24 protein-coding genes are annotated in these 26687 nt (G+C 51.3%); 8 read left to right on the top strand and 16 right to left on the bottom strand.

Annotated elements, in window-relative coordinates:
• Window positions 1–157: 157 nt before the first annotated feature.
• From araD to yiaK, 8 genes are all read right to left on the bottom strand, one after another.
• The gene (gene araD, locus WBL83_RS14975) at window positions 158–853 is read right to left on the bottom strand and encodes an L-ribulose-5-phosphate 4-epimerase (protein ID WP_424589889.1); all 696 of its coding nucleotides are present in this window, start codon (window positions 851–853) and stop codon (window positions 158–160) included.
• On the bottom strand, window positions 847–1707 hold the full coding sequence (locus WBL83_RS14970) for an L-ribulose-5-phosphate 3-epimerase (protein WP_424589888.1): 861 nt from the start codon (window positions 1705–1707) through the stop codon (window positions 847–849). The genes araD and WBL83_RS14970 overlap by 7 nt, the downstream gene beginning before the upstream one ends.
• Window positions 1704–2363: a 3-keto-L-gulonate-6-phosphate decarboxylase UlaD gene (gene ulaD, locus WBL83_RS14965; protein ID WP_424589887.1), complete on the bottom strand. Its 660-nt coding sequence runs from the start codon at window positions 2361–2363 to the stop codon at window positions 1704–1706. The genes WBL83_RS14970 and ulaD overlap by 4 nt, the downstream gene beginning before the upstream one ends.
• A complete protein-coding gene (locus WBL83_RS14960; RefSeq protein ID WP_424589886.1) occupies window positions 2360–3877 on the bottom strand; it encodes an FGGY-family carbohydrate kinase in 1518 nt (505 codons plus the stop codon). The genes ulaD and WBL83_RS14960 overlap by 4 nt, the downstream gene beginning before the upstream one ends.
• 359 nt (window positions 3878–4236) lie before the next feature.
• Entirely contained in the window at window positions 4237–5559 is a 1323-nt protein-coding gene (locus WBL83_RS14955; RefSeq protein ID WP_424589885.1) for an MFS transporter, read from the bottom strand.
• A 97-nt stretch (window positions 5560–5656) separates the two neighbouring features.
• On the bottom strand, window positions 5657–6580 hold the full coding sequence (locus WBL83_RS14950; protein ID WP_424589884.1) for a DUF4862 family protein: 924 nt from the start codon (window positions 6578–6580) through the stop codon (window positions 5657–5659).
• A 19-nt stretch (window positions 6581–6599) separates the two neighbouring features.
• Entirely contained in the window at window positions 6600–7064 is a 465-nt protein-coding gene (locus WBL83_RS14945) for a YhcH/YjgK/YiaL family protein (RefSeq protein WP_424589883.1), read from the bottom strand.
• Window positions 7065–7075: 11 nt separating this feature from the next.
• Window positions 7076–8074 carry a 3-dehydro-L-gulonate 2-dehydrogenase gene (gene yiaK, locus WBL83_RS14940; protein ID WP_424589882.1) on the bottom strand — a complete coding sequence of 333 codons (999 nt, stop codon included), beginning with the start codon at window positions 8072–8074 and terminating at the stop codon, window positions 7076–7078.
• Between the two features lie 228 nt (window positions 8075–8302).
• Here yiaK and WBL83_RS14935 point away from each other — a divergent pair, with 228 nt between their 5' ends.
• Entirely contained in the window at window positions 8303–9112 is an 810-nt protein-coding gene (locus tag WBL83_RS14935) for an IclR family transcriptional regulator (RefSeq protein WP_424589881.1), read from the top strand.
• A gap of 72 nt (window positions 9113–9184) precedes the next feature.
• Here WBL83_RS14935 and WBL83_RS14930 read toward each other — a convergent pair whose 3' ends face one another.
• From WBL83_RS14930 to yieE, 3 genes are all read right to left on the bottom strand, one after another.
• Entirely contained in the window at window positions 9185–10654 is a 1470-nt protein-coding gene (locus WBL83_RS14930) for an amino acid permease (RefSeq protein WP_424589880.1), read from the bottom strand.
• 204 nt (window positions 10655–10858) lie between these two features.
• Window positions 10859–11968, bottom strand: a complete 1110-nt coding sequence (locus tag WBL83_RS14925; protein WP_424589879.1) for an SDR family oxidoreductase — start codon at window positions 11966–11968, stop codon at window positions 10859–10861.
• Window positions 11969–12304: 336 nt separating this feature from the next.
• Window positions 12305–13171 (bottom strand): DNA-binding transcriptional regulator YeiE, encoded by an 867-nt coding sequence (gene yieE / locus WBL83_RS14920; protein ID WP_424589878.1) that lies wholly within the window; start codon window positions 13169–13171, stop codon window positions 12305–12307.
• A gap of 104 nt (window positions 13172–13275) precedes the next feature.
• Between yieE and WBL83_RS14915 the strand changes: the two genes are divergently transcribed.
• Window positions 13276–14325 (top strand): YeiH family protein, encoded by a 1050-nt coding sequence (locus WBL83_RS14915; protein ID WP_424589877.1) that lies wholly within the window; start codon window positions 13276–13278, stop codon window positions 14323–14325.
• 66 nt (window positions 14326–14391) lie between these two features.
• Window positions 14392–15249 carry a deoxyribonuclease IV gene (gene nfo / locus WBL83_RS14910; protein WP_424590000.1) on the top strand — a complete coding sequence of 286 codons (858 nt, stop codon included), beginning with the start codon at window positions 14392–14394 and terminating at the stop codon, window positions 15247–15249.
• Between the two features lie 84 nt (window positions 15250–15333).
• Here the strand turns inward: nfo and fruA are convergent, their stop codons facing one another.
• The 3 genes from fruA to fruB are packed head-to-tail and all read right to left on the bottom strand — an operon-like array spanning window position 15334 to window position 19110.
• Window positions 15334–17025 (bottom strand): PTS fructose transporter subunit IIBC, encoded by a 1692-nt coding sequence (gene fruA / locus WBL83_RS14905; RefSeq protein ID WP_424589876.1) that lies wholly within the window; start codon window positions 17023–17025, stop codon window positions 15334–15336.
• A gap of 16 nt (window positions 17026–17041) precedes the next feature.
• Window positions 17042–17980, bottom strand: coding sequence for a 1-phosphofructokinase (gene fruK / locus WBL83_RS14900; RefSeq protein ID WP_424589875.1), 939 nt, complete (start codon window positions 17978–17980; stop codon window positions 17042–17044).
• On the bottom strand, window positions 17977–19110 hold the full coding sequence (fruB, locus tag WBL83_RS14895; protein WP_424589874.1) for a fused PTS fructose transporter subunit IIA/HPr protein: 1134 nt from the start codon (window positions 19108–19110) through the stop codon (window positions 17977–17979). The genes fruK and fruB overlap by 4 nt, the downstream gene beginning before the upstream one ends.
• Before the next feature lie 404 nt (window positions 19111–19514).
• On the opposite strand from fruB, the gene setB reads away from it, so the two are divergent.
• Complete coding sequence (gene setB, locus WBL83_RS14890; RefSeq protein WP_424589873.1) at window positions 19515–20696, top strand: sugar efflux transporter SetB; 1182 nt, start codon at window positions 19515–19517, stop codon at window positions 20694–20696.
• Here setB and WBL83_RS14885 read toward each other — a convergent pair.
• Window positions 20693–20947, bottom strand: coding sequence for a YkgJ family cysteine cluster protein (locus WBL83_RS14885; protein WP_424589872.1), 255 nt, complete (start codon window positions 20945–20947; stop codon window positions 20693–20695). The genes setB and WBL83_RS14885 overlap by 4 nt on opposite strands.
• 166 nt (window positions 20948–21113) lie before the next feature.
• On the opposite strand from WBL83_RS14885, the gene yeiP reads away from it, so the two are divergent.
• On the top strand, window positions 21114–21686 hold the full coding sequence (gene yeiP / locus WBL83_RS14880; RefSeq protein ID WP_424589871.1) for an elongation factor P-like protein YeiP: 573 nt from the start codon (window positions 21114–21116) through the stop codon (window positions 21684–21686).
• A 137-nt stretch (window positions 21687–21823) separates the two neighbouring features.
• Here yeiP and uxuA read toward each other — a convergent pair whose 3' ends face one another.
• Window positions 21824–23017 carry a mannonate dehydratase gene (gene uxuA / locus WBL83_RS14875; protein ID WP_424589870.1) on the bottom strand — a complete coding sequence of 398 codons (1194 nt, stop codon included), beginning with the start codon at window positions 23015–23017 and terminating at the stop codon, window positions 21824–21826.
• 208 nt (window positions 23018–23225) lie between these two features.
• On the opposite strand from uxuA, the gene WBL83_RS14870 reads away from it, so the two are divergent.
• From WBL83_RS14870 to WBL83_RS14860, 3 genes are all read left to right on the top strand, one after another.
• Window positions 23226–24689, top strand: coding sequence for a mannitol dehydrogenase family protein (locus tag WBL83_RS14870; RefSeq protein ID WP_424589869.1), 1464 nt, complete (start codon window positions 23226–23228; stop codon window positions 24687–24689).
• A gap of 130 nt (window positions 24690–24819) precedes the next feature.
• Window positions 24820–25800: a CobW family GTP-binding protein gene (locus WBL83_RS14865; protein ID WP_424589868.1), complete on the top strand. Its 981-nt coding sequence runs from the start codon at window positions 24820–24822 to the stop codon at window positions 25798–25800.
• Between the two features lie 42 nt (window positions 25801–25842).
• Window positions 25843–26550, top strand: coding sequence for a phosphatase PAP2 family protein (locus WBL83_RS14860; protein WP_424589867.1), 708 nt, complete (start codon window positions 25843–25845; stop codon window positions 26548–26550).
• Window positions 26551–26687 lie beyond the last annotated feature (137 nt).

The following is a 26687-nucleotide window of genomic DNA, read 5'->3' as shown; positions in this document are numbered from 1 at the left end:
CTTAAATTAAACGAGAATGGTTATCAATCAAATTGTTAAAATTTGTAATGTATGGAGAGGTGTTGTAACGGAAGAAAAACTTTTTGTAGGGCCGAAATTGTAGGGCGGATAAACGAAGTGTCATCCGCCATAAAGCCGTGAATTTATTGCCCGCTACTTATTGCCCGTAATAGGCGCTTTTGCCGTGTTTACGCAGATAGTGTTTATCGAGCAATTGCGGCTGCATATTGCCGAGTTGCGGTGTTAATTGGGTAGAAAATAGCCCCATATAAGCGCACTCCTCCAGCACCACCGCGTTATGCACCGCATCAGCCGCATCTTTCCCCCAGGCAAATGGACCGTGAGCATTCACCAGCACCGCCGGAACCTGTAACGGATCGATATCCCGCTCAACAAACGTCTGAATAATCACTTCGCCGGTCTGATGCTCATATTCCCCGGAAATTTCCTCCTGCGTCATCAAACGCGTACACGGAATGGTGCCGTAGAAATAGTCCGCATGCGTGGTGCCCCAGGCCGGTAAATCCCGCCCGGCTTGTGCCCAGATAGTTGCGTGGCGCGAATGAGTGTGGACGATGCCGCCAATGCCTGGGAAACGGCGATATAGCGCCAGATGGGTTGCGGTATCCGATGACGGTTTTTTGCTGCCTTCTACTACCGCACCGCTTTGCAAATCCACCACCACCATATCTTCGGCACGCATACCGTCGTATTCCACGCCGGACGGTTTAATCACCACTAAACCCAGCTCACGATCGATAGCACTGACGTTGCCCCAGGTAAACGTCACCAAATGATGGGCTGGCAGGGCGAGATTCGCCTCCAGTACTTGCTGCTTTAATGGCTCTAACATACGAATCCTCCTTCCTGCATACGTTCTTCAATCCAGCGCCGTGCCTGTATAATCTCCAGTACCGGTTCTTTCGCTTTTTCCGTCCACATTTCTACCAGGAATGCGCCACGATAATTGAGCTGCTTTAGCGTGCGGAACACGCCAACGAAATCGACGCAGCCCTCGCCAAATGGCACATCGCGAAATTGCCCGGCGCTGGTTTCGGTCACTAACTGGGTATCTTTGAGATGAATGGCCGCGATACGGTCGATGCCAAGGGTTAGCTCCGCCTGCACGTCATTGCCCCAGGCGCTAAGATTGCCGACATCCGGATAAACACTGAACCACGGTGACGACAGCACGTTGTCCCACTTCTTCCATTTGGTTATCGAATTCATAAATTCGGTATCCATAATTTCCACCGCCAGCATGACTTGTGCCCCTGCCGCCTGCTCCACCGCCCACGCCAGCCCTTCAGCAAAGCGCTGCTGCGTGCCTTCATCTCGCTCTTCGTAATAGACGTCATACCCCGCCAGTTGGATGGTGCGAATGCCTAAATCACGCGCCAGTTTGATGGCTTTACTCATCACCTCACGCGCACGCTCGCGCACGGTTTCATCGTGGCTACCGAACGGGAAACGACGGTGCGCAGAAAGGCACATCGACGGGATCGTGACGCCGCTTTCCAGCATCGCTTCCACAAGCGAAGCACGTTGCGTGGTGCTCCACTCCAGGCGTGCGAGGCGTTCGTCGGTTTCATCCAGCGACATTTCGACAAAATCAAACCCGCAGCTTTTTGCCAGCGCCAGGCGTTCCGGCCAGGAAAGGTGTTTAGGCAGCGCTTTTTCGTAAATCCCTAACGGATGAACTCTCATGCTTTTGCCCCCCAGATATCGCGGATTTGCAGGTGGAAATCTTGCGCAACCTGTTGTGGATTAGCCGCGCCAGAAAGTGCGCGCCCGGCGATAAACGCCTTCACGTTAATATCGCGAAACAGCGGCAAATCGGCGGGTGTGATGCCACCGGTTATGGATAACTCAAGTCCGATATCTGACAGCACTTTCATTCGCGTTAAGTCTTCGGCACCCCAGGTCTGACCGCTGGCCTGAGCATCGCGACCACGGTGATAAATCGCCTGGCGGATGCCGGTTTTATGCCAGGCTCGCGCATCGTCAAACGTCCAGTTACCAAACAGCTCAATCTGGATTTCACCACCCCGCGCCAGCGCGACCTGGTGTGCTTTTTCCACCGTTGCCAGCGGTGCGGCACAAATTACCGTCATCCAGTTAGCCCCGGCATTAAACGCTTGCTCGGCAAGAGTTTCTCCCGCATCGGCCACTTTCCAGTCGGCAACGATCAGTTTCTGCGGGCAAAGTTTGCGTAACTGGCGCACCGCATTCAGCCCCTCGGTCAGACACAGTAGCGTGCCCGCTTCGATAATATCGACGCTGTCGCTCAATAAAGCAGCGTCACGTAATGCGGGTTGTAGCTCGGTGTAATCGAGAGCGAGTTGTAATAATGGACGGCTCATAATGTGGATCCCCTGGTGTTTTTCAGTGACGCACAACAGGAATGAAAGCCCTGTAGCGCTTCAATCAGTAACTGGTATTTTTGATATTTGGTTTGGTAAGCCTGCCAGGCTGCGGGATCGGGATGAATCACCCGGGTGGCATGTGTAAGTTGCTGCTGCGCCTGAGTGAAACTGGTGAACATGCCGGTGCCAACCAGTGCGGCAAGCGCTGCGCCCAGACAACCGGTTTCTTCTACCTGCGGCAATTCCACCGCAAGACCGCTGACATCCGCCAGCATCTGCATCCAGACATCGGAATGCGCCGGGCCGCCGGTCACGCGCAGGGTTTTAGCACGGCTAAACCGCTCGCGTATCCGGTTAAGATGCGTCATATGGCTGAACACCACGCCCTCATAAACGGCCTGCAACAGGTGCCCGCGATGGTGCGACGACTGCAAGCCATAAAAGCCGCTGGTCATTTCAAGCCCGGCGTTACTGCCGTACAAAAACGGCAGAAACAGAACGTCACTCCCCGCTTTGGGCAAGGCAGAAACCGCGCGGTTGATGTCATCAAAACTCAGGTTTCCGCACTGGGCCGTCAGCCATTCGAGGTTGGCCGACGACGTGGGACTCGCTTCGTGAACAATGAACTGACCGGGTGAAACGAAGCGCCCGTAAACATAGGGATGAGGTTCCTGGTCGCTTATTCCATTAGCAATGCCGCTGGTGACAGCCCAGGTTCCCATCACCGCATTGAGCGCCGTGTCATCATGCAGACCCGCGCACAATGCGGTAGAAACCACGTCGAACAGGCCGCCGACAACGGGCGTACCCGCTGCCAGACCGGTTACGGCGGCCACATCCGATGTGATTTCCCCGCAAATTTGGCTTGAACCGACAACCGGTGGCAGCGCCGGAAAAACCTCTTCAATACCCAACCACGACAGCAGTTGCGGGTCATACGCCCCGCGATTCATGTTGTAGAGATTGGACTCGGAAATATTGCTCTCTTCGCAGCCTTTCACGCCTGTCAGGCACCAGCGCAGATAGTCATGCGCCATCATCACCGTGCCGATTTGCGAGTAACGCTCCGGCTGGTGCTGCTTTACCCAGCGCAGCAATGAAACCGGATGCCCGGTCCATAAGGTCTGGCGCGTGTGCGGGTAAAGCAGTTCGGGGATGTTGTCCCGCTGCCAGTCACTGACAATATTTAGCGCGCGCCTGTCGGAAGAGAGCATCGCAAGCCCCAAAGGCTGGTCATTTTTATCCAGCAGGAACAGGCCTTTGCCCTGAGCTGAAATGCCGATGCCTTTAACCTGGCTGCCGCTGATGGCAGAACGTTTTAGCAATGTGGCAATCGTGTCGGCACAACTTTGCCAAAGCCCATGCATGTCGCGTTCAGCCCAGCCAGGTTTCTCACCCACCGTGGCCAACGCCTGGCGCTGAATGGCGTATTCCCGGCCCTGCTGGTCGTACAACCCTGCTTTGAGATAGGTCCCGCCGCAGTCGATGCCCAGCCAGAATTGTTGTTTCATTGTTTTCTCTCTTCAGTGCAAACCTGATGGTGGATGACGCTGCGCTTATCCACCCTACAAAACGCCCCCAGCCAGTAGGTCGGATAAGCGCAGCGTCATCCGACATAAGCAACATCCCCAGCCAGTACGTCGGATAAGCGCAGCGTCATCCGACAAAAGCAACATCCCCAGCCAGTAGGTCAGATAAGCGCAGCGTCATCCGACATAAGCAACATCCCCAGCCAGTAGGTCGGATAAGCGCAGCGTCATCCGACATAAGCAACATCCCCAGCCAGTAAGTCGGATAAGCGCAGCGTCATCCGACATAAGCAACATCCCCAGCCAGTAGGTCAGATAAGCGCAGCGTCATCCGACAAAAATCAGTGCGTCGTTAAGTGGCCATCCGGCTCAGGCAGATCGCTGCTGTTCGGTGCATCACATTTCGCCGGTAACATCAGCGCCAGCAGCGAGGCAATCGCCAGCGAAATCGCCAGGCAATACACGCCCGCATCTTTGCTGTAGAAAGTAATCAACACGCCGACGGCATACGGGCCGCAGAAGCCGCCGAGATTACCCAGCGCGTTGATCACCCCCCGCGCCCCACCGGCCATTTCTGCGCTAAAAAGGCGAGCAGGTATCGTCCAGAACACCCCTGCGGCGGATTGCAAAAAGACTCCGCAACCGACCAGCGCGGCGTAGGAAAGCCAGATGTGTTCCTTGAGGACCACGGACATAAACATGCAGAACGCGAAGCCCATTAGCGGCAGAGCGACGAACAATTTACGTTTGCCTGTGCGGTCAGAAAGCGAGGAGAAAATGAACATGCCCGCCATCGCGCCGACGTACGGCAGAATCGCTAACATGCCCACCTGCCCCATGGTGCTGTGGGTCAGTTCTTTGAGGATGGTCGGCAGCCACAAGGTGTAGCCGTAAATTCCGGTCTGATAGAAAAAGTTGAGCGCGATGAGTTGCCACATGGTGCGGTCAGCAAGCACCGCGCTGAGTGACGCATTCTTCACTGCCGTTTTCGCCAGCTGTTTTTGTTCAGCGTTTAGCGTGTCAATCAGCCACTTTTTCTCACGTTCATCTATCCAGCGGGCTTCTTGCGGGCGGTCACAAACGGTCAGCGACCACAACACCAGAACCACCGCGGAGAGCAAACCTTCGATAATGAACAGCCAGCGCCAGTCCATCGCTGAAATAATCCAGCCGGAAAGCGGTGCCGTGATAATCCCGGCGATAGGCACAAACATGATCACAATTGCGTTAGCGCGCCCACGTTCGGCATCCGGGAACCAGTTGCTGATCATCGTCAGCACCACCGGCAACATGCCCCCTTCCGCCACACCCAGGGCGAAGCGTAAAAACAGCAGTTGATATTGGTTAGTAATCAAGCCGGTGAGAATGGAAATAATCACCCACGCCACCAGCGACCAGCCGATAAACTTTTTGCCGCTACCGTGAACGGCAATTTTCCCGCCCGGAACCTGGAGGAACAAATAGCCAATAAAGAAGATGCCGCCCGCAAGACCCGCCATGGTGGCGGAAATACCTAAATCACTGTCCATCCCACCCGGCATGGCGAAAGCAATATTCACCCGATCCATATAGGAAATAATACAGGTGATTAAAATGGGTGGAATTATTCTAAGCCAACGGCTTCGTGGAATATCATTTGTTTGGGTTACAGAGTTAGCGTTCATAAATTATTCTCGATAATAAAAAATAGGATCTGGCGTGCCCTTTAATATAAAAAGGAACGGTTTTTTTCTTAACTCGTCGAATAATGATTATTTATAATTATGTTAATGCGCTACGTAGTGCGGAAATCCCGTCAGCTAAAATAGCCACCCGATGGTCAACAGAGGCTTCCGGGTTTATTTCTAATAATTTAATGCCAATAAATTTAAATGACTCCCGCGGAGAAACTCTCAACATTTCCCTGGCAATCTCTACCGTCAGCAAGCTTTCTTCAGTGAATGTGGAGAACGGAGCGTGTGAATCTTGCCATTTTCCATACGGGCCATTCAACGAGGTGCCAGAGAACATCAGCGCCGACAGCTTCCCGGTTTGCTGGCAAAGCCGTGCATGTTCCAGAGGGAGCGTGGTGTTGCGCCCTTCAATGGCAGATCTCGCCCAGTTCAGGCAAATCCCCAGGTCACTTTTCAGCTCCTGCTCAAGGGGCAAAAAACCCTTGCGAGCATCAGGCTGAGTCATTGCATCGCAATGTTCAATCACCAGGTCACAAGGCCAGTCCCAGCTTTGCAGTTCTGTTAAAGATTGAGTAAAACATTCAGCTGCTTGCGTCACAGAAGGATTACCGATGGCGGGTGCCGCCTGTATCTCCAGCGCAATCACTTTTTGTTTACCAAAACGGTCGTTGGTGCGGCTAATTTTTTCCCACACGTGGCGATAGTATTCCACGCAACTTTTGCGCTGGGTTTCATCCGTTGATGCAAGGCCAAATCCACCGTTAGCGCCTCTGCGACGCATGGTTTCCATAATGGCGGTCACCACAATTTGCCAGTCATCCGGCGTATGTTTAAACAGATATTCATCGCCATAAGGATGCAAATGCTGAAGGCAAGGTTGTTCCAGCCCGCGAATACCGGGCACATCGGCTAATTGGCGCCAGAATTGTGTTTCCTGTTCTTCCCCTGACTGGTGGAACGAAGGTGCGCAGGGGTACGCGCCAATAATAAAACCGGCGTTATTCTCTTTCATTTTGTGTCCCTTAAATGAATTAAAGCTCTTTTACCGCGACCTTAACAACCACCTTTCTTATTTCCGTTTCTTTATTTTTATGACATGCCGGACGGTGGACATCCTGCGGGAAAAATATGGCGTAACTTCCTGGTGACATGGTTAAAAAGGATTCATACGCCATATTCTGATAAAAAAGAATATCGCGTTCCTGCTGGTAAGGTACTGCAATAATATTTTCGCCATTATCCGCAGCCACACCAATAATTTCCTCACCCCATGCCAGAAATTGAATATCAATATATCGACGATGAACTTCTGGTAAATTATCTTGCGCCGGGCAAGTGGTTAAATCCAGTATTTGGGCGTAAATATCACGCCCCTTTATTTCGATAACCCCTGGTTCCACTGCGCGAAAATCCGTGTTACGCAAAAACTCCAGCGCCTGTGTGATAGCGGGTGGCAAAACGCAGGGATTTTTTTGAGCGATATGTCCAAAAATCATGGTATTCACCGCTACAGCGCTTTAATTCTCGCCCACACGCTGTCATCGATGGTGATGCCATCGCGACGGTTTTCGGCAAGGATCCGGGTAAATTCATGGCCTGGCAAACGCACCGCTTCGTCAGGATTAGCCCGCTCGGCGCTGGTGACGTATTCCACAATGCGTTGCAGTTTGGCGTCACGCGTTGGGCCATCGATAAGTTTGTCCACCTCAATGGCGATAAATATCTGCGAAATGCCATATTCGTCGCTGTTGTCTTCGGTGACTTCGGCCACAGATGCACCGTTGGAAAGCAGCGTGGCAATCATATCGAGCACAATCGACAACCCAGATCCTTTCCAGTAACCCATTGGCAAAATACGACGGTTTTTCTCCACAATACCCGGCTCACGCGTGAGGTTGCCTTCGTCATCAAAGCCACCATCAACCGGAAGCTGACGCCCCGCCAGACGGTTCACTTCCAGCATGCCGTAGGAGAACATCGACATCGACATATCCACCATGGTGATAGGTTCGCCTGGGATTGCGACAATCAGCGGGTTGGTTCCGATGCGGCATTCTTTTGCGCCCCACGGTGGCATGACGGCAATGGAGTTGGTCCAGCAAATGCCAATGTAACCTTGCTCCGCCGCCTGCCAGCCGTAGCTGCCACCGCGCATCCAGTGGTTTGCATTACGCAGCGCCACCAGGCCAATTCCGTGATCGGAGGCCAGCAAAATCGCGCGATCCATCATTTTCTTCGCCGTCAGATTGCCAATGGAGCGATGTGCATCCCACTGTTCGATTGCCCCAAGACGGGTCACGCAGGTGGGTTTGGCATCAGGAATAATATCGCCATTATCCAGTTGCTGAATGAAGCGCGGGAAACGATTAACGCCGTGGGAATAGACGCCCGACTCGGTGGTCTGGGCAAACATCTGCGCACACCCGGCGGCGGTTTGCGCTGCCACGCCTCGCGCCAGCAATACTCTTTCGAACTCCTGCTTTAACTGCTCAAAGGTCACTTTCATGCCTGACTCCCGGTTTTCTCACCATCGGTGTGAGTGATTTTAGATCTGCATATTTCACTATGCGAAATCTGATTTCAAAAATATACAGTTCAATTTTTAACAAGTCAAAGCAGGCGCGTTTTTTAAAAATCATTTAAATCAATGTGTTAATATTTGCGTGTTGAGATCGTGAACTGAACCACACTTTGCGCTACCATCAGTGCGCGGCGAAATTACGGGAAGGAAGAGATGAGCGATAAAGAGAGCGATGTAAGCAAAGAGAAGGACAGACCGGCTGGCAGCCAGAGTTTATTCCGTGGCCTGCAGCTCATTGAGATCCTCAGTAACTACCCCAACGGTTGCCCGCTGGCGCATTTATCTGAGCTGGCTGAATTGAATAAAAGTACCGTGCATCGCCTGTTACAGGGGTTGCAGTCATGCGGATACGTGACGCCTGCGCCTGCCGCGGGGAGTTACCGTCTGACGACAAAATTTATCTCGGTCGGGCAAAAGGCGCTTTCATCGTTAAATATCATTCACGTTGCCGCCCCGCATCTGGAGACGCTGAACATCGTCACCGGCGAAACGGTGAACTTTTCGAGCCGTGAAGACGACCATGCGATTTTGATTTATAAGCTCGAGCCGACTACCGGAATGCTGCGTACCCGGGCGTATATCGGCCAGCATATGCCGCTGTACTGCTCGGCAATGGGTAAGATTTATATGGCCTTTGGTCATGCGGAATATGTCGAGAATTACTGGCAAACGCATCAGGATGAGATCCAACCGCTGACGCGCAATACCATTACCAGCCTGGAGCAGATGTATCAGGAGCTGGAGCAGATCCGCGAGCAAAAATTAGCCATGGACCGGGAAGAGAACGAGTTAGGCGTTTCGTGTATTGCAGTACCGGTGTTTGATATTCACCATCGCGTGAGTTATTCGATTTCAATTTCGCTTTCTACGGCCAAACTGCGTCAGGTAGGAGAGAAGAAGTTATTGAAACCGTTGCAGGAAACGGCTGCGGCGATTTCGCGTGAATTGGGATTAAATGGTTAATCTGCTGCCATTCTGATGGGGCACAGGCATAAAAAAAGGCGCGATAATCGCGCCTTTTTCAATGGTGCATTGTTACTTTTTAAACGTTTGTGGGAACGTCATTTCGCTGTATTTCACGAAACGAGAACCTTTAGTTATCTTGTAACCGAACCAAATCGCCAGGAACAATGGAATACCGATGTAGGTTGCAGTCACGCCAGCCCAATCAATTCTGTCGGCCAGGAAGGCTTCGTAGTTCTGACCCAGGGTGATAATCAGGCACAGAATGAAGGCAAAGATTGGCCCAATTGGGAAGAAGCCTGAAACGTACGGCAAGTCGTTGAGATCAAGCCCGCGCTTCACATAACCACGACGGAAACGGTAGTGGCTAATCGCAATACCTAACCAGGCGATAAAGCCCGTCATACCGGAGGTGTTCAGCAGCCACAAGTAAACGGTCTGGTTGCCGTACATGGATGTCAGGAAGCACAAACCGGCTACCACAGTTGTTGCAAGCAGCGCATAACGCGGCACACCGCCTACAGACAACTTAGAGAAAATGCGTGGTGCTTTGCCATCGCAGGCCAGGGTGTAAAGCATACGGGTTGAGGCGTACATCCCGGAGTTACCCGCTGACAGTACCGCAGTCAGGATAACGGCGTTCATCACAGCCGCAGCAGACAACAGACCTGCGTGCTCAAATACCAGGGTGAACGGGCTCACGCCGATATCTTTCACATCATTACGCAGCAAGCTCGGATCGGTATAAGGAATGATCAGGCTGATAATCAGAATCGCGAACACATAGAACAGCAGGATACGCCAGAACACCTGACGCACAGCACGTGGAATGTTCTTACCTGGATCTTCAGATTCACCCGCAGCGACACCGATAAGTTCCGTCCCCTGGAAGGAGAAGCCGACTATCATTGCCACGCCTATCATGGCGGAGAATCCACCGGCGAATGGCGCGTCACCAATCGTCCAGTTGCTCCAGCCCGCAGGTTGAGCGCCTTTGAAGATGCCCAGAATCATCATCACGCCGACAATGATAAAGATGATAACTGTCGTCACTTTAATCAGTGAGAACCAGTATTCTGCTTCACCAAAGCCTTTAACGGAGATGTAGTTGAGCAGGAACATGATGCCGAGGAACAAGGCACTCCAGATCCAGCCTGGGGTGTCAGGGAACCAGTAGTTCATCACCAGTTGTGATGCGACGAGGTCAACCGCGATAGTTACCGCCCAGTTGTACCAGTAGTTCCAGCCCAGCGCGAAGCCGAAGCCTTCTTCAACGTATTGCTGACCGTAGGTGGCAAAAGAACCAGAAACCGGCATATATGCCGCAAGCTCGCCCAGACTTGTCATCAGGAAATACACCATCAGACCAATCAGGATATAGGAGAGCAGCGCACCGCCAGGGCCCGCCTGAGAAATGGTTGCACCAGAGGCAACAAATAGCCCGGTTCCGATGGATCCGCCAATGGCGATCATCGTTAAGTGGCGCGCTTTTAGCTCACGTCGTAAGCCAGGCGCTTGTGTTGTTTTATCTTGAGAAACCATAGAAAATTGCGGTCCTTCCAAAAAATGAGGCGCGATTGTAGCAAACCAGTCTTATACATATAGTAGAAATACGAAGATATAAGAGAGCTTCATGATCGGAGGCGAATTATAAGTAACGCTCTTATGATATGAGGTGCGAAAGCGTGCGGGTAAATCGGTGGTGATGTGAGGGAATCCTTTCCCCACGCGGTCTGGAGCGATGAGTTATTTAAAATCCACCTTCATGAGTTCAGGGATACTGAACTCGCGGGTAGTTTCGACACAGCGACTAATGTAATCAACAAAACGTGGCGGCGGCGACATGCCTAAATCCAACAGTTTTTTATTCGAAAAACGCACATTTAACATGGAGAATTCACCGTACAAACGCATTGCCCTTAACATCAGGCGTTCATTGCACGGCCCATAAATCTCTTTGAAATTTCGACGATTTTTTACCAGTTCGCTGTATTCAACCTGCTCATAAGTTGAATAAATAGGGTTCTGATTTAAAGCAGCCGCCATCGCGCGGTCTATTTCAACAAACTGGGTACTCCCGGTATCCCCCGCAGAAATGTGATAGACCTTTTCGGCCAGTTCCGGGCACTTAGTTAAGAGCAACAGTGCTTCGGCGCAATAATCGACCGGGATGACATCGATTTTATCTTCCAGAGAACACATGAATTTCCCGAGCATTAACGCCATGCGGAACACCCAGAAAATACTGCTGGAGGGGCGACACCCTTCTTCGCTGTGCCCTACCACAATTGACGGCCGGGCAATCACCAGCGGGAGCTGCGGGCATTGTTCGACAATCAATTGTTCGATGGTGGATTTAGACCAGGTGTACTGAACTAAATGTTCTTCTTCCGGTTTGCGCGCCATGCTCTCCGTGACTAATGTCCCGGCTTCTGGTACGCACGACATAGCAGTTCCGACGTGCACAAAGCGCACCAGACCTGAAACTTCTGCCATGCGTTTAACGAATTTCAGTGTTCCTTCAACATTAACTTTCCAGATTAAGGCATTATCGCCAAATGACGCGACGGCAGCTGAGTTAATCACATGTGTTACTGAGGAAAGTCGGTCGTCATTCAAAAAGGTTTCTGAATAAGCCAGGTCACCCAGCAAGATATTTTGGGTATTAATTTTAGAGAGTAAGGTTTCACTACAACCAAAATTAGCCAGATTATTTTTGATGCGTACCACGCCCTCTTCAGCGGTGTCTGCTCTCACCAGCAAAAGAATGGATTTAATAGACGAATCAGAAAGTGCTCGCGCTAGCACAGCACCGCCCAGAAAGCCTGTTGCACCGGTAATCAGTAGATTGCTCATTAGAAAATACTCTGAATTAAAAACGCCATAGTAAGTGGCGATTTATAAACATCGCATCAATAAACATGAGAGGAAAAAAGAGGTTTCTTTATTATTTGTAACCAACTTCATCTGCCACTTAATAATACTAAATTAAATTAGCAGCTGTTTAGCCCGGGTATATTGAATTTATTTTTCGTTAAGACTCTTCCAAACCAAATGACCAACATTTAATTAACCAATTAAATATAATTTATTCCAGTTTATTTCATTCGGATGGTATTACGGCAACTTTAAGTATTACACCTGAAAACCCCATCCCCTTATAGCAAGATGGGTTTCCAGCAAACTCGAGACTTACTTTTCGCAGTACTTCAAAAAGCGCTGTAATGCGTTTGAAATGTGCTTCTGGCGATGATGAATGCGATACAACGTGCGCACCAGGCGTGGCAATGGCACCGGCACTTCCACCAGCGATCCCGCTTCTAACTGCTCTTCGATAACACGACGTGACAGGCAGCTTATCCCAAGGCCATGGCGTACAGCGTGTTTTATCGCTTCTGAATTGCCTAATTCCATACACAACTGGAACTGCGGCAAATGCGAAAGCAGCAGGTAGTCAACAATTTCACGGGTACCGGAGCCTTTCTCACGCAGGATCCACTGCTGTTGCGCCAGGGTTTCCAGGGTGATCGGTTGTTGTAAGAAAGGTGCACTCGGCGGCGCAAACACCACCAGTTCGTCTTCCAGCCACGGCTCGGTGACCAGTTCGGTCATATGGCTTGGCCCTTCAATCAGGCCGATATCGACACGGAAATCCGCCACTGCGTTAATCACGTCCTGGCTATTGCCAACGCTCATCTCCAGCGGTAATGCGGGGAAATCATGGCGATAATGAGCAATCATTTCCGGCAGAATATAGTTACCGATGGTACTACTGGCGAAAACGCGGATCGCGCCGTTATCTTCTTTAAACAGCTGTTCGACTTCCGCAGCCTGTTCCAGCAAGCCAACCACGCGCGGATACAACAATCGGCCATGTTCGTTGACCACCAGACGCTTACCGACGCGGTCAAACAACTGCACCCCCAGTTGCCCTTCGAGGTCGGACAGCGCGGCACTCACCGCTGACTGCGACAGCGACAGCATCTGAGAAGCCTGAGTTGTCGAACCGCTTTTGAGCACTTCGGCGAACACTTCAAGTTGCCGCAGAGTGATATGCATATTAAGCACGCCTTAACACTTATTCAGATTGGTTATAAATATATAATCAATTTTATTTTTAAGCCAGCAGGCCATACACTTTTGCCATAACAAAGGAGAAGGTTATGGCTACGTTATCAATTCCCACTCATCGACATTCATTGTGGCATTTTTTGCCGGGCCTTGCGCTGGCAGGCGGCATTACTGCACTGGCTCTTTGGCTGGGTAACATTCCTTCGGTCGCAGGCCTTGGTCTGGGAGCATTAACACTCGCTATTCTGTGCGGGATGGTTATCGGCAACACGTTGTACCCAAAAATCTGGCAGCACTGTGATGGTGGCGTGCTGTTTGCAAAGCAACATTTATTGCGCCTTGGCATCATTCTTTATGGTTTTCGACTGACGTTTTCGCAAATTGCAGATGTCGGTGTCAGTGGCGTTGTCATCGACATTCTGACCTTAAGCAGTACCTTTGCCCTCGCCTGCTGGCTGGGCCAGAAAGTATTTGGTCTGGATAAACAAACCAGCTGGTTAATTGGTGCCGGGAGCAGTATTTGTGGTGCCGCCGCGATTCTGGCCACCGAGCCGGTTGTCAAAGCGGAAGCCAGCAAAGTCACGGTAGCCGTCGCAACGGTGGTGATCTTCGGTACGCTGGCCATCTTCATTTATCCGATGATGTATCCGTATGTCACGCAGTGGTTCACTCCCGAAACGTTTGGGATTTATACCGGTTCGACCATGCATGAAGTGGCGCAAGTCGTGGCGGCTGGGCATGCCGTTAGCCCTGAGACTGAAAATGCGGCGGTGATTGCAAAAATGCTGCGCGTTATGATGCTGGCTCCGTTCCTGATTTTCCTGGCAGCGCGCGTCAAACAGCTTGCTCCAGCCGGTCAGGCGCAGAAAAGCAAAATTACCATTCCATGGTTTGCAGTGCTGTTTATTGTGGTGGCGATGTTTAACTCGCTGCACCTGCTGCCAGCCTGGGCGGTTAATGGCCTGATTACGCTGGATACTTTCTTGTTAGCCATGGCGATGGCGGCTCTCGGTTTGACGACTCACATTAGCGCGCTGAAAAAAGCCGGTGTGCGCCCGCTATTGATGGCACTGGTGCTGTTTATCTGGCTTATCGTCGGTGGCGGCGCGATTAACCTCGGCATACATCATTTAATGGCCTGATATTTCCTGTCTAACCCGCTATCATTGACGCTTTCCCGGTAGCGGGTTTTGACAGGAGAAAGAATGATGAAGTTTATTGGCGCACATGTCAGTGCCGCTGGTGGTCTGGAAAATGCCGCGATTCGCGCACATGAGCTTGAAGCCACTGCTTTTGCCCTGTTCACCAAAAATCAACGTCAGTGGCGCGCAGCACCATTGACCGAAGAAGTTATCAGTAATTTCAAACGTGCCTGTGAAAAGTACAACTACGGTCCAGGCCAAATCCTCCCACACGATAGCTACCTGATTAACCTCGGTCATCCCGTCGAAGAAGCGCTGGAAAAATCCCGTGAAGCCTTTATTGATGAGCTGGAACGCTGCATGAAATTGGGACTGTCGCTGCTGAATTTCCATCCAGGCAGCCACCTGATGCAAATCCCGGAAGAAGAGTGTCTGGCGCGTATCGCGCAGTCAATCAACATCGCGCTGGATAAAACTGAAGGCGTGACAGCGGTGATTGAAAACACCGCGGGCCAGGGGAGCAACCTCGGTTTCCGCTTTGAGCATCTGGCAGCCATCATTGATGGCGTAGAAGATAAATCTCGCGTCGGTGTGTGTATCGACACCTGCCACGCTTTTGCTGCGGGATACGATCTGCGTACTGAAGCGGATTGCGAACAGACCTTCGCTGAATTTGACCGCATTGTCGGATTTAAATATTTGCGTGGTATGCATCTCAATGACGCGAAGAGTGCTTTTGGTAGTCGTGTTGATCGGCATAACAGCCTGGGTGAAGGCAATATCGGCCATACTCCGTTTAGCTGGATCATGCGCGATAGCCGTTTCGATGGCATTCCAATGATTCTGGAAACCACTAACCCGGATATTTGGGGCGAAGAGATTGCGTGGTTGAAAGCACAACAGCATCAGGAAGCTGCCGCTTAAGCAAAAAAAAAGCTCCCGGTGTATGCCGGGAACTTGAGAGATGATTTCGGGTGGATAAGCGACAGCGTCATCCACCAACAGTTTTTACGCTGCTTTCACCGCTAATTCAGTTTCTGAACGCTTCAGGAAGGCATACGACAGTCCCGCCAGCAACGTACCCGCCACAATCGCAATCAGGTAGCCCAGAACCGGTGTAATCGCACCCGGAATCAGCAGGACAAACAAGCCGCCATGTGGCGCCATCAACTTGGCACCAACTGCCATCGAGATAGCACCGGTCACCGCGCCACCCACGATACAACATGGCAGAACACGCATTGGGTCACGAGCAGCGAACGGGATTGCCCCTTCGGTGATAAAGCACAGACCCAGAACCATCGCCGCTTTACCGCCCTCTTGCTGCGCCTTGTCGAATTTACGACGAGCCACAAATGTCGCCAGCCCCATTGCCAACGGTGGCACCATACCTGCAGCCATGATCGCGGCCATCGGTGCATACGTTTGGGTACTCAGCAATCCGACGCCAAAGGCGTAAGCCGCTTTATTCACCGGGCCACCCATGTCGGTACACATCATGCCGCCAAGGATTGCACCCAGCAGTACCGCATTCGCGGTGCCCATGGTTTGCAGCCAGTGAGTCAAACCTTCAAGGATTTTCGCCACCGGCGTACCAATCAGGTAAATCATCGCCAGACCGACCACCAGGCTTGAGAACAGCGGGATGATGAGGATTGGCTTCAGCGCTTCCATACTGGCTGGCAGTTTCAGCTTAGTGCTGATCATCTTCGCAATGTAACCCGCGAGGAAGCCCGCAATAATACCGCCGATAAAACCTGAACCGGTGCTGACGGCTAACATACCGCCGATGAGACCTGGGGTTAAACCTGGACGGTCTGCAATGGAAAATGCGATATAACCCGCAAGCACTGGCACCATCAAGGCAAAGGCTGAACCACCACCGATTTGCATCAGTGCTGCGGCCAGCGTTCCAGGTTCTTTAAACGCTTCAATACCGAAAGCAAATGACAGTGCGATACACAAGCCACCCGCAACAACCATCGGCAACATATAAGAAACGCCGGTTAACAGGTGACGATACGCACCCGCAGCCTCTTTCTTGCCTTCTTTCGTATTCGAAGCACCCGGTGTGTTGGCAACAAAAGGCGTTGCCTCAGCCACGGCTTTATCCAGCTCTTGTGCGGTTTTCTTCAACGCCAAACCGGTTGAAGTGCGGTACATCGGCTTGCCTGCAAATTTAGCCAAATCCACTTCGATGTCCGCGGCAACAATCACCAAATCAGCTTCAGCCACTTCTTCTGGCGTAATCGCATTACCCGCGCCCACTGAACCACGCGTTTCAACTTTCACCCACCAGCCACGTTTTTTAGCTTCGGTTTCAATCGCTTCAGCGGCCATAAAGGTATGCGCGACACCTGTCGGACAAGCCGTTACCGCCACCACGCGTTTTGGACCTTTAGCCGCAGCGACTGGCGCTACGGTTACCGGCGCCGTGTAAGGTTTGGCTTTGCTTTTGGCTTCACTTAAAAACAGTTCTGGATGTTGCACCGCACGGTCGATATCACCGAGGAAGACATTTTTGCCATTCAGCGAGGTATCAGCAGGGATAGCGGTACCCACCACAATCGCCATATCGGCTTCGTTCGGATTGTCGATAATCTGCAAGTGCGCTTTCTGCGCCGCGGAACCGAGCAATGTTTTCGCAAGGTATGCGCGAGCTTGCCCAAGACCGGGTTCGATAATCAGCAGCGTTTTCATTGTTCCTCTCCTGCTGTCAGTTAAAAGGTTTCAGGTCAACACGAGCCATCATGGCTGCCAGTTGCGTACGATCGGTGATACCGACGTTGCTCTGACTCACCGCCAGCGCCGCAACTGCCGTCGCCAGACGTAAGGTATGTTCGCTGGATTCACGCATTAACAGGCCGTAGATAAGCCCACCCACCATGGAATCCCCGGCACCGACGGTGCTGACGACTTCACAAGCTGGCGGTTTGGCAATCCATTCACCGGATGCGTTCACCCAAAGTGCGCCTTCGGCACCCAGAGAGATAACCACATGAGCAATGCCCTGTTCACGCAACGCGTGGGCGGCATCAATCACATCTTTCATATCTGGAAGTTTACGACCCGCCCAGATTTCCAGCTCGCGGCGATTCGGTTTCACCAGCCATGGCGCCGCTTTCAGCCCCGCGACTAACGCTTCGCGGCTGCTGTCGAAAATAATGCATGGGCACTGACTGCGCAGACGGGTCATCCAGTCGGTAAACGCTTCCGGAGAAACACCTGCCGGTAAACTGCCGCTGACGCAGACCATGTCAAACTGGCCGAGCCAGCTCAGAGAGTCTGCAACAAAGCGATCCCAATCTGACTGAGTCACTTCGAAGCCGGAGAAATTCAGGTCGGTCACTTCACCGTCTTTTTCTGTCAGTTTGACGTTAATACGGGTCCGACCCTGTACAACCTGGAAACGGTTAGCAATCCCCAACTCGCTGAACAGTTGCTGGAAGCCATCCTGGTTGTCTTTCCCAAGGAAGCCGCCAACAGTGACATCGATACCAAGATCTTTCAGAACCTTAGCAACGTTAATGCCTTTACCCGCAGCGTGTAAGCCGGTGGTACGAACGAGGTTAACTTCACCACGTTCAATTTCAGGCGTGTAACCGACCAGATCGTAAGCCGGATTTAAGGTGATGGTTGCGACGCGACGACTCATGCTGCCCCCTCGCCCAAACCGGCTGCAACGGCTTCACCAATCGCTTTCAGCGCAACTTCAGCATCGTCACCCTGAGCGGTAAAGCGCAGGTGGTGGCCTTTCTTCACGCCAAGTGCCACAACTTTCATCAGGCTGCGTCCATTGGCAGGCTTGCCGGTGCCATCAAGGTTTGTCACGGTAATCTCACTATTAAATTGTTTGATGGTGTTCACCAGCACGGTACCTGGACGGGCATGCAAACCGTGTTCATTACGAATCTGGAAATCGGCACTCAGGACGTTTTGCTCAGGTGCAACATCACTGGTCAGCAGCGTCAGCAATGCGGGCGCATCAGCGTTCAGCAAGCGGTCAGCAGTATTGTTTATCAGCATGTCGCTCAGGCGGTTAAGCACCTGTAAGGGTTGGTCATCGGCCACAGCAACCGTCATCAGTAGCGATACCGGTTGGCCTTCAGTCTCAAACGCAGTCACAGGACGACTGATGGCAACAGCACTGGCAAGGTTGCCTTCAGTACTGTCGTTCAGCCAGATGCCCTGACCTAAATAAAGAGGTTTGCTGGAGATGACATTGCTTACAAATGCCGTGTCTGCTGCACCAGCTTGTTTGATGCGCCCGGCATTTAATGCTTGCAGCGTCATCAGGTCGGTTGCGGTGACATCGAGTGCCAGCAATGAGTTGTCAAAAAGCAAAGAGGCGGACTGTTTTTCGCCCATCAGCAATGCACGAAGCTCTTCTGCTGAAGTTGCATTTTTGAGTTGTTCAGCAACGTCGTCATCACTCAGCACATGGGTAAGCTGACGCAGTAAACCCAGGTGTTCGTCGGAGCTGGCGGCAATACCAATCGCAACATAGGCGGTCTGGCCTTCGCCCCACTCGATTCCCTGGGGGAACTGAAACACCTGAACGCCAGTTTTCAGCACCAGATCGCGGGTGTCGGTGGTGCCGTGTGGAATAGCAATACCGTTGCCCAGGTAAGTAGAAGTTTGTAGCTCGCGAGCCAGCATACCTTCTACATAGCCAATGCTGACATTGCCAGCTTGCGCGAGTGCTGCGGCAACCTGACGAATGGCATCTTCTTTATTTCCGGCACTCGCTCCCGGATGAATGTCTTGCACAGATAACTGGAACATGGTTCTCCTCTCCTGCCGAATTGAAACGATTCAGCTGCAATGAGAAAAAATGCGCCATCCCACTCCTGATAACAAATAAGACGACGCTGAAACGTTTCAAGTAGTGTGCATATTCACCAGGTTTCAGGCAAGTCATGTTGAGATTTCGTTACTGAAATTTAGAGGTTCCGCACATTTCCCTCAAACCTGGGCGTAAAAGCTGAACGAGTTAAAGCGGATAAGTCCATTCAACCACTTTCTCTATAACTCAGTATGGCGGCAGTTTCATAAAATGCTAAATAGCAGTACTGCGCGATGCGTTTAGCTTTAAGCGTCTTTTCGTGCCGCCTTTGATTTGATCAACTGTTTATTTTCTGACAAGGCGCGTAAACTCCGCGCGTTCATAAATTAGCGACGCCGAGAGCATGCAAAACGCCCCCATAGCAGCAACCCGTAAGCCCCTTGATTTAACGTCTTCCGCCTTTTTGATTGTCGCTTTTCTTACCGGGATCGCGGGTGCATTACAAACGCCCACTCTGAGCCTGTTTCTGACGGAAGAAGTGCATGCTCGCCCAGCGATGGTCGGCTTCTTTTTCACCGGTAGTGCCATCATTGGTATTTTGGTCAGCCAGTTTCTTGCGGGGCGTTCGGACCGCAAAGGCGATCGCAAAGCGCTTATTTTTGTCTGCTGCTTATTAGGCGCTCTCGCCTGCGTGCTTTTTGCCTGGAACCGCAACTATTTTGTGTTGCTGTTCGTCGGGGTTTTCCTCAGTAGTTTTGGCTCGACCGCTAACCCTCAAATGTTTGCCCTGGCGCGCGAACACGCCGACCGTACCGGTCGCGAAGCGGTGATGTTCAGCTCAATTCTGCGTGCGCAGGTATCGCTTGCGTGGGTGATTGGCCCGCCTATCGCCTACGCGCTGGCGTTGGGTTTTGGTTTTACCACGATGTATCTCAGCGCCGCGCTGGCGTTTGTGGTGTGCAGTGTGATGGTGCGGATGTTGTTACCCTCGATGCGAAAAGAGGTGGAGACAAAATCGACCACCCTTGAGGCGCCGCGCCGTAATCGCCGTGATGCGCTGTTATTGTTTGTCGCCTGCACCATGATGTGGGGCTGTAACAGCCTCTATATCATTAATATGCCGCTCTACATCATTCATGAATTACATCTGCCGGAGAAACTGGCGGGCGTGATGATGGGGACCGCTGCTGGCCTTGAAATCCCTACGATGCTTATCGCCGGTTATTACGCCAAACGCTTCGGTAAGCGTTTCCTGATGCGGATTGCGGCGGTCGCGGGTCTGTTGTTCTACATTGGGATGCTGACACTGCATAACGAATTCATGCTGCTGGGGCTACAACTGCTGAACGCGATTTTCATCGGCATTTTGGCGGGTATCGGCATGATCTATTTTCAGGATTTAATGCCGGGCCAGGCTGGAGCGGCAACCACGCTGTATACCAATACCACGCGTGTCGGCTGGATAATTGCCGGGTCGATGGCTGGTGTCGTGGCGGAAATCTGGAATTATCACACCGTGTTTTATATCGCGACAGGCATGATAGCCATCACCGCTTACTGCATGGTGAAAATCAAAGATATTTAAGGAGCGGTCGCCGCTTCGAGATAAATCAAATAATCCATGGCGTGCTGGCGCGTGGTGCCACACATTTCACGCGAGGCTTGCAGGCTGGCACAGACCTTGGGTCTTAGCGGTGAAAGAAAGATTTTACAACGCATATCAGCGCCAAGTTGCACGCAAATCGTATTGGCCGGTTTGCCATTTGGCATGCCAGGGATTGGGCTTGATACGGAAGGCGCGGTACAACATGCGCCGCAATCGGGACGACAGTCCATCTGCAATGCTCCGGTGGGCTGACAAGGATCTGGACTGTAGCAGTAGTGACGCGGCTTTACTATGCCATTTCTAGCCGGTCAGCGATTAAATCCGCTTGCCTGAAAGACGCCCCGCGAGTAATTTGACGCAATATTTTCGCTCCTCAATTTTTTACAGGAATTATCGATGGCAAGAGCTAACGAAGTCAAAAAAGGTATGGTACTGAATTACAACGGCAAGCTGCTGATTGTTAAAGATATTGATATTCAGGCACCCAGCGCACGTGGCGCAGCAACGCTGTATAAAATGCGTTTTTCTGATGTCCGTACTGGCCAGAAAGTTGAAGAGCGCTTCAAAGGTGACGATATCGTCGACACCATTACCCTGACTCGCCGTTTCGTTGATTTCTCTTACATCGACGGTAACGAGTACGTGTTCATGGATAAAGAAGATTACACCCCGTATATCTTCACCAAAGATCAGATTGAAGACGAGTTGCAGTTCATCCCTGAAGGCGGCATGCCAGACATGCAGGTTCTCACCTGGGATGGCCAGTTGCTGGCGCTGGAATTGCCACAAACTGTGGATCTGGAAATTGTTGAAACTGCACCTGGCATCAAAGGCGCATCAGCAAGCTCCCGTACCAAGCCTGCAACCATGTCGACTGGCCTTGTGATTCAGGTTCCAGAATATATGGTCACCGGTGAGAAGATCCGCATTCATATCGCTGAAAAACGTTCTATGGGTCGTGCAGATTAATGGTTAAAAATGTCGGATGGCGCAAGCTTATCCGACCTACGAAAAGCAGTTGTAGCGTGGATAAGCAAATGCGTCTTCCACCAAAAATCTGCATAAAAAAACGCGCCTGATGGCGCGTTTTTACTTTATTGTTCAGCTTACTTCAGCAGTTCTGGGAACATAGTCTGTTTCAGAGCAAGTTCCACACCACGTACTTCTGCCAGACCTTTCAGGCGACCAATCGCTGAATAACCTGGGTTGGTTTTCTTGTGCAGATCGTCAAGCATCTGGTGACCGTGGTCCGGACGCATCGGAATCGGACGCAAATCACCGCTGTTTTTACGACGCAGCTCTTCAGTCAGAATGGCCTTCACCACCGCAACCATGTTCACGTCACCTTGCAGATGCGCGCCTTCATGGAAGGTTTTCGGGTTGTCTTCGCGGCAAGTGGCACGCAAATGGGTGAAGTGAATACGATCGCCAAAGGTTTCAATCATATGCACCAGGTCGTTGTCAGCGCGCACGCCATAAGAACCGGTACACATGGTGAAGCCGTTATAAATGCTATCGACCGTTTCTTTCAGCCATTGCATATCTTCAATTGTGGATACGATACGTGGCAGGCCGAGGATTGGACGCGGTGGATCGTCCGGGTGAACCGCCAGGCGCACACCGACTTCTTCCGCTACCGCAACAATCGCACGCAGGAAGTACGCCATGTTTTCGCGCAGTTGTTCTTTATTGATGCCGTCGTATTCAGCAAGGCGCGCACGGAACTGGTCGAGGGTATAACCCTCTTCCGCACCCGGTAAACCGGCGATGATATTGCGCGTCAGTTTTTCTTTTTCTGCATCGGACATATTATTGAAGTAGGCCAGCGCCTGGCGCTGCTCTTCTTCGCTGTAATCAGCTTCTGCCCCTTCACGCTTGAGGATGTGCAGCTCGAATGCCGCGAATGCTATCTGGTCAAAACGCAGAGCGCGTGAACCATCTGGTAATTCATATTCCAGATCGGTACGCGTCCAGTCCAGAATGGGCATGAAGTTGTAGCATACGGTGTCGATGCCACATTCCGCCAGGTTACGAATGCTCTGCTGATAGTTTGCGATATGCTTATCGTAGTCACCGGTGTGGGTTTTAATTTCTTCATGCACCGGAATACTTTCTACTACTGACCAGGTCAGCCCTTTCGCTGCCAACACAGCCTGACGCTCTTTAATGTCAGCAACCGGCCACACTTCGCCATTGGGGATGTGATGCAGAGCAGTAACGACACCGGTCGCGCCCGCCTGACGCACATCATCCAGAGATACCGGGTCTTTCGGGCCGTACCAACGCCATGTTTGTTCCATCGACAGTTCCTCAGTTAAGTTGTCATACCAATTCTAAATGCTGTATTGACTACTACCATACTGGATTCTTCTTTTCGGTCAAATTTTGCGGTGACATTGGTTGATCCAGCTCACATTAAATGGATAAAGACGGCACACCAATTTAATTTGCTGTCATATAACTTTAGACTGCGCAATGTTACTAATTCGTTAATCGGGATTTACAATTATGAATACAATTGCTTCGGTCGCGCTCCCCACCGGTGTTCAGCAACCACGCTATGATCGCAAAGCGTTAAAAACCCGCATCGTCCATTTTGGCTTTGGGGCATTTCATCGCGCACATCAGGCGTTGTTGACCGATCGGGTACTCAATAAATTGGGGGGGGATTGGGGCATTTGTGAAATTAGCCTGTTTAGCGGTGATAAATTGATGACCGCGCTACGCGCCCAGGATCACCTCTATACCGTGCTGGAAAAAGGCCGAGAAGGTAATCAGGCGATAGTTGTCGGTGCGGTTAACGAATGCCTGAATGCAAAACTTGATGGCCTCGAGGCCATTATTGAGAAATTCTGCGAGCCGCAAGTGGCGATTGTTTCCCTGACCGTGACTGAAAAGGGATATTGCATCGATCCGGCGACCGGAAAACTCGACAACAATAACGAACGAATTATTCACGACCTGAAAAATCCAGCCGAACCCCATTCCGCGCCAGGTATTTTAGTGGAAGCACTCAATCGCCGTCGCGAGCGGGGCTTGCGTCCATTTACCGTGCTTTCGTGCGACAACATTCCCGACAACGGCCATGTGGTACGCAATGCGGTGATCGGCATGGCAGAAACTCGTAGCCAGGAATTAGCCGACTGGGTCCGTGAACATGTGACCTTCCCAAGCACCATGGTTGACAGAATTGTCCCTGCGGCAACGCCAGAATCCTTACTGGAAATCACCGAAACGCTGGGTGTTGAAGATCCTTGCGCGATTTCAGGTGAACCGTTTATCCAGTGGGTTATTGAAGATAATTTTGTCGCGGGCCGCCCTGCCTGGGAAGAAGTGGGCGTTGAAATGGTCGATGACGTGATGCCGTGGGAGCAAATGAAGCTGCGCATGCTTAACGGCAGCCACTCCTTCCTCGCGTATCTCGGGTACCTCGCAGGCTATCAGCATGTTAACGACTGCATGGCTGATGATAATTTCCGCCAGGCTGCCCATCGTTTGATGATGCAAGAACAAGCGCCAACTCTGCGGGTGACGGGCGTCGATTTACAGCAATATGCGAATAACCTGATTGAGCGTTTCGAAAACCCGGCGCTGAAACACCGCACCTGGCAAATCGCGATGGATGGGAGCCAGAAGCTGCCGCAGCGCATGCTGGAAAGTGTTCGCTGGCACCTGCAGCAAGGTGATGCATGGCCATGTCTGGCGTTGGGTATTGCCGGATGGATGCGTTATGTCAGCGGCACCGATGACGCTGGAAATGAAATTGATATTCGCGATCCATTGGCCGCGAAAATTAAAACCCTGGTTGACGGCAGCACGCCAGAAGAACGCGTCAACGCCCTGCTCAGCCTGCAAGAAATCTTCGGCAGCGACCTGCCTGCTGATGAACATTTTGTCGAAAACGTCCAGGCTGCATGGAATGAGTTGTGCCGCACTGGCGCACGCGCCGCGGTCGCAAAACTGGTCGGTTAATTTAACGATCAATGCCTTTAAACATACTTCACAAGGATGTGAAGCACGCTCAGGCTTCCTTTTCTCGCAAATGTTGTTCAGGATTGTGATACTAATCACGTTAGGTTCACTTAACCTGTCCGGAGCGCCTGTGACTAAAACCAACCTCATTACCGGTTTTCTCGGTAGCGGAAAAACCACCACCATTTTGCATTTATTGGCCAATAAACCTGAGCATGAAAAATGGGCTGTGCTGGTCAATGAATTTGGTGAAGTCGGCATCGACGGTGCGTTATTAGCTGATAGCGGCGCATTATTGAAAGAAATCCCCGGCGGCTGTATGTGTTGTGTGAATGGGTTGCCGATGCAAGTTGGCCTGAATACATTACTTCGCCAGGGTAAACCCGACCGATTACTTATCGAACCGACAGGTCTGGGTCATCCGAAACAAATTCTCGATATGCTGACTGCCGAGGTTTACCAACCGTGGATAGAACTCAACGCCACGATTTGTTTGCTCGACCCTCGCCAGTTACTTGATGAACGCGCCATAAATAATGACAACTTCCGCGACCAGCTGGCGGCGGCCGATATTATCATTGCCAATAAAGAAGACCGTGCCAGCGATGAAAGCCGCAAAGCACTGGCCGACTGGCAACAGCGCGAAGCTTTAGGCCGTGACATTATTGCCGCGAGTAACGGCAAGATTGATATCACGCTTCTTGAAAGACCGCGTCAAAATCTACGCGAACTCCCTTCCAGCCCCGACCATCAACACAGCCACGCCGTCACTAAAGGTCTTGCCGCATTAAGTCTGCCGGAGCATCAACGCTGGAGACGAAGCATTAATAGTGGTCAGGGCTACGTCGGTTGCGGCTGGATATTTGATGCCGACACCCTCTTTGACACGGTGGGGATTCTGGAATGGGCCAGACTGGCCCCGGTCGACCGCGTTAAAGGCGTACTGCGTATTGCGGAAGGCTTAGTCCGTGTAAATCGCCAGGGTCTTGATTTCCATATCGAAACACAAAACGTGGCCCCACCAGACAGCCGTATCGAGTTGATTCATAGTGCTGAAGTTGACTGGAATGCATTGCAAACGTCGCTGTTGAAGCTACGTTTAAGTTTGTAGGTCTACCCTTTTGCCCTTTGTTAAAAAAACTCGTGACAACGTATGAAAACTATTCGATTACCTTTAATCCTGGTGCTAAACGCACTGGGATTAGCACTCTTTTTTAGTTGGTATCTGCCTGCCGGACATGGCTATTGGTTCGTTATCGACTCCAATATCTTCCATTTCTTCAACCGCGCACTGGTAAAGAGTCACGCCTTCCTGATACTTGTCGCGGTGACCAATAATCGCGTGTTTGATGGCATCTCGTTATTAGCGATGGGTACGTTGTTTTTCTTCTATTGGCGCAAAGAATCATCAAGCGGTCGCCGCCGCATGGTCATCATGGGCATTGTGATGCTATTTTGTGCAGTGATTATTAATCAGCTCGGCCATTTGATTCCGGAATCTCACGTCAGCCCTACGCTCTATTTCACCGATATTTACCGTGTCAGTGAATTGCTGCATTTCCCGACAAAGGATGCTTCTAAAGACAGTTTCCCGGGCGACCACGGATTAATGCTGCTGATTTTCACCGGCTTCATGCTGCGATATTTCGGTAAAAAAGCGTTTGGCATTGCCGTTATTATTTTCCTGATCTTCATGATGCCGCGCATGATGATAGGGGCACACTGGTTTACTGATATCTTTGTTGGGTCGCTCTCCATTGCGCTTGTTTGCTTACCATGGGTGTTATTAACCCCAGTAAGTGATGGGTTAATTAACCTGCTCGACCGTTATTTACCCCAAATGCGTAAAGCGAATGATTAACATCTGATAAACACCAATGACGCTCAATCATCAGAGAACGGAATGAACTCTGATGATTTTTCATTCACCCGTTAAAATCGACTAATATTTAACCTTTTCGCTTCCCCAGTTAAAAGAAGCATTTGCACAATTAAACA

The organism is Buttiauxella sp. (assembly GCF_049686335.1).
GTDB lineage: Bacteria > Pseudomonadota > Gammaproteobacteria > Enterobacterales > Enterobacteriaceae > Buttiauxella.
The sequence above is the reverse complement of the archived record's forward strand: the minus strand, read 5'-3'. Positions and strand labels throughout refer to the sequence as shown.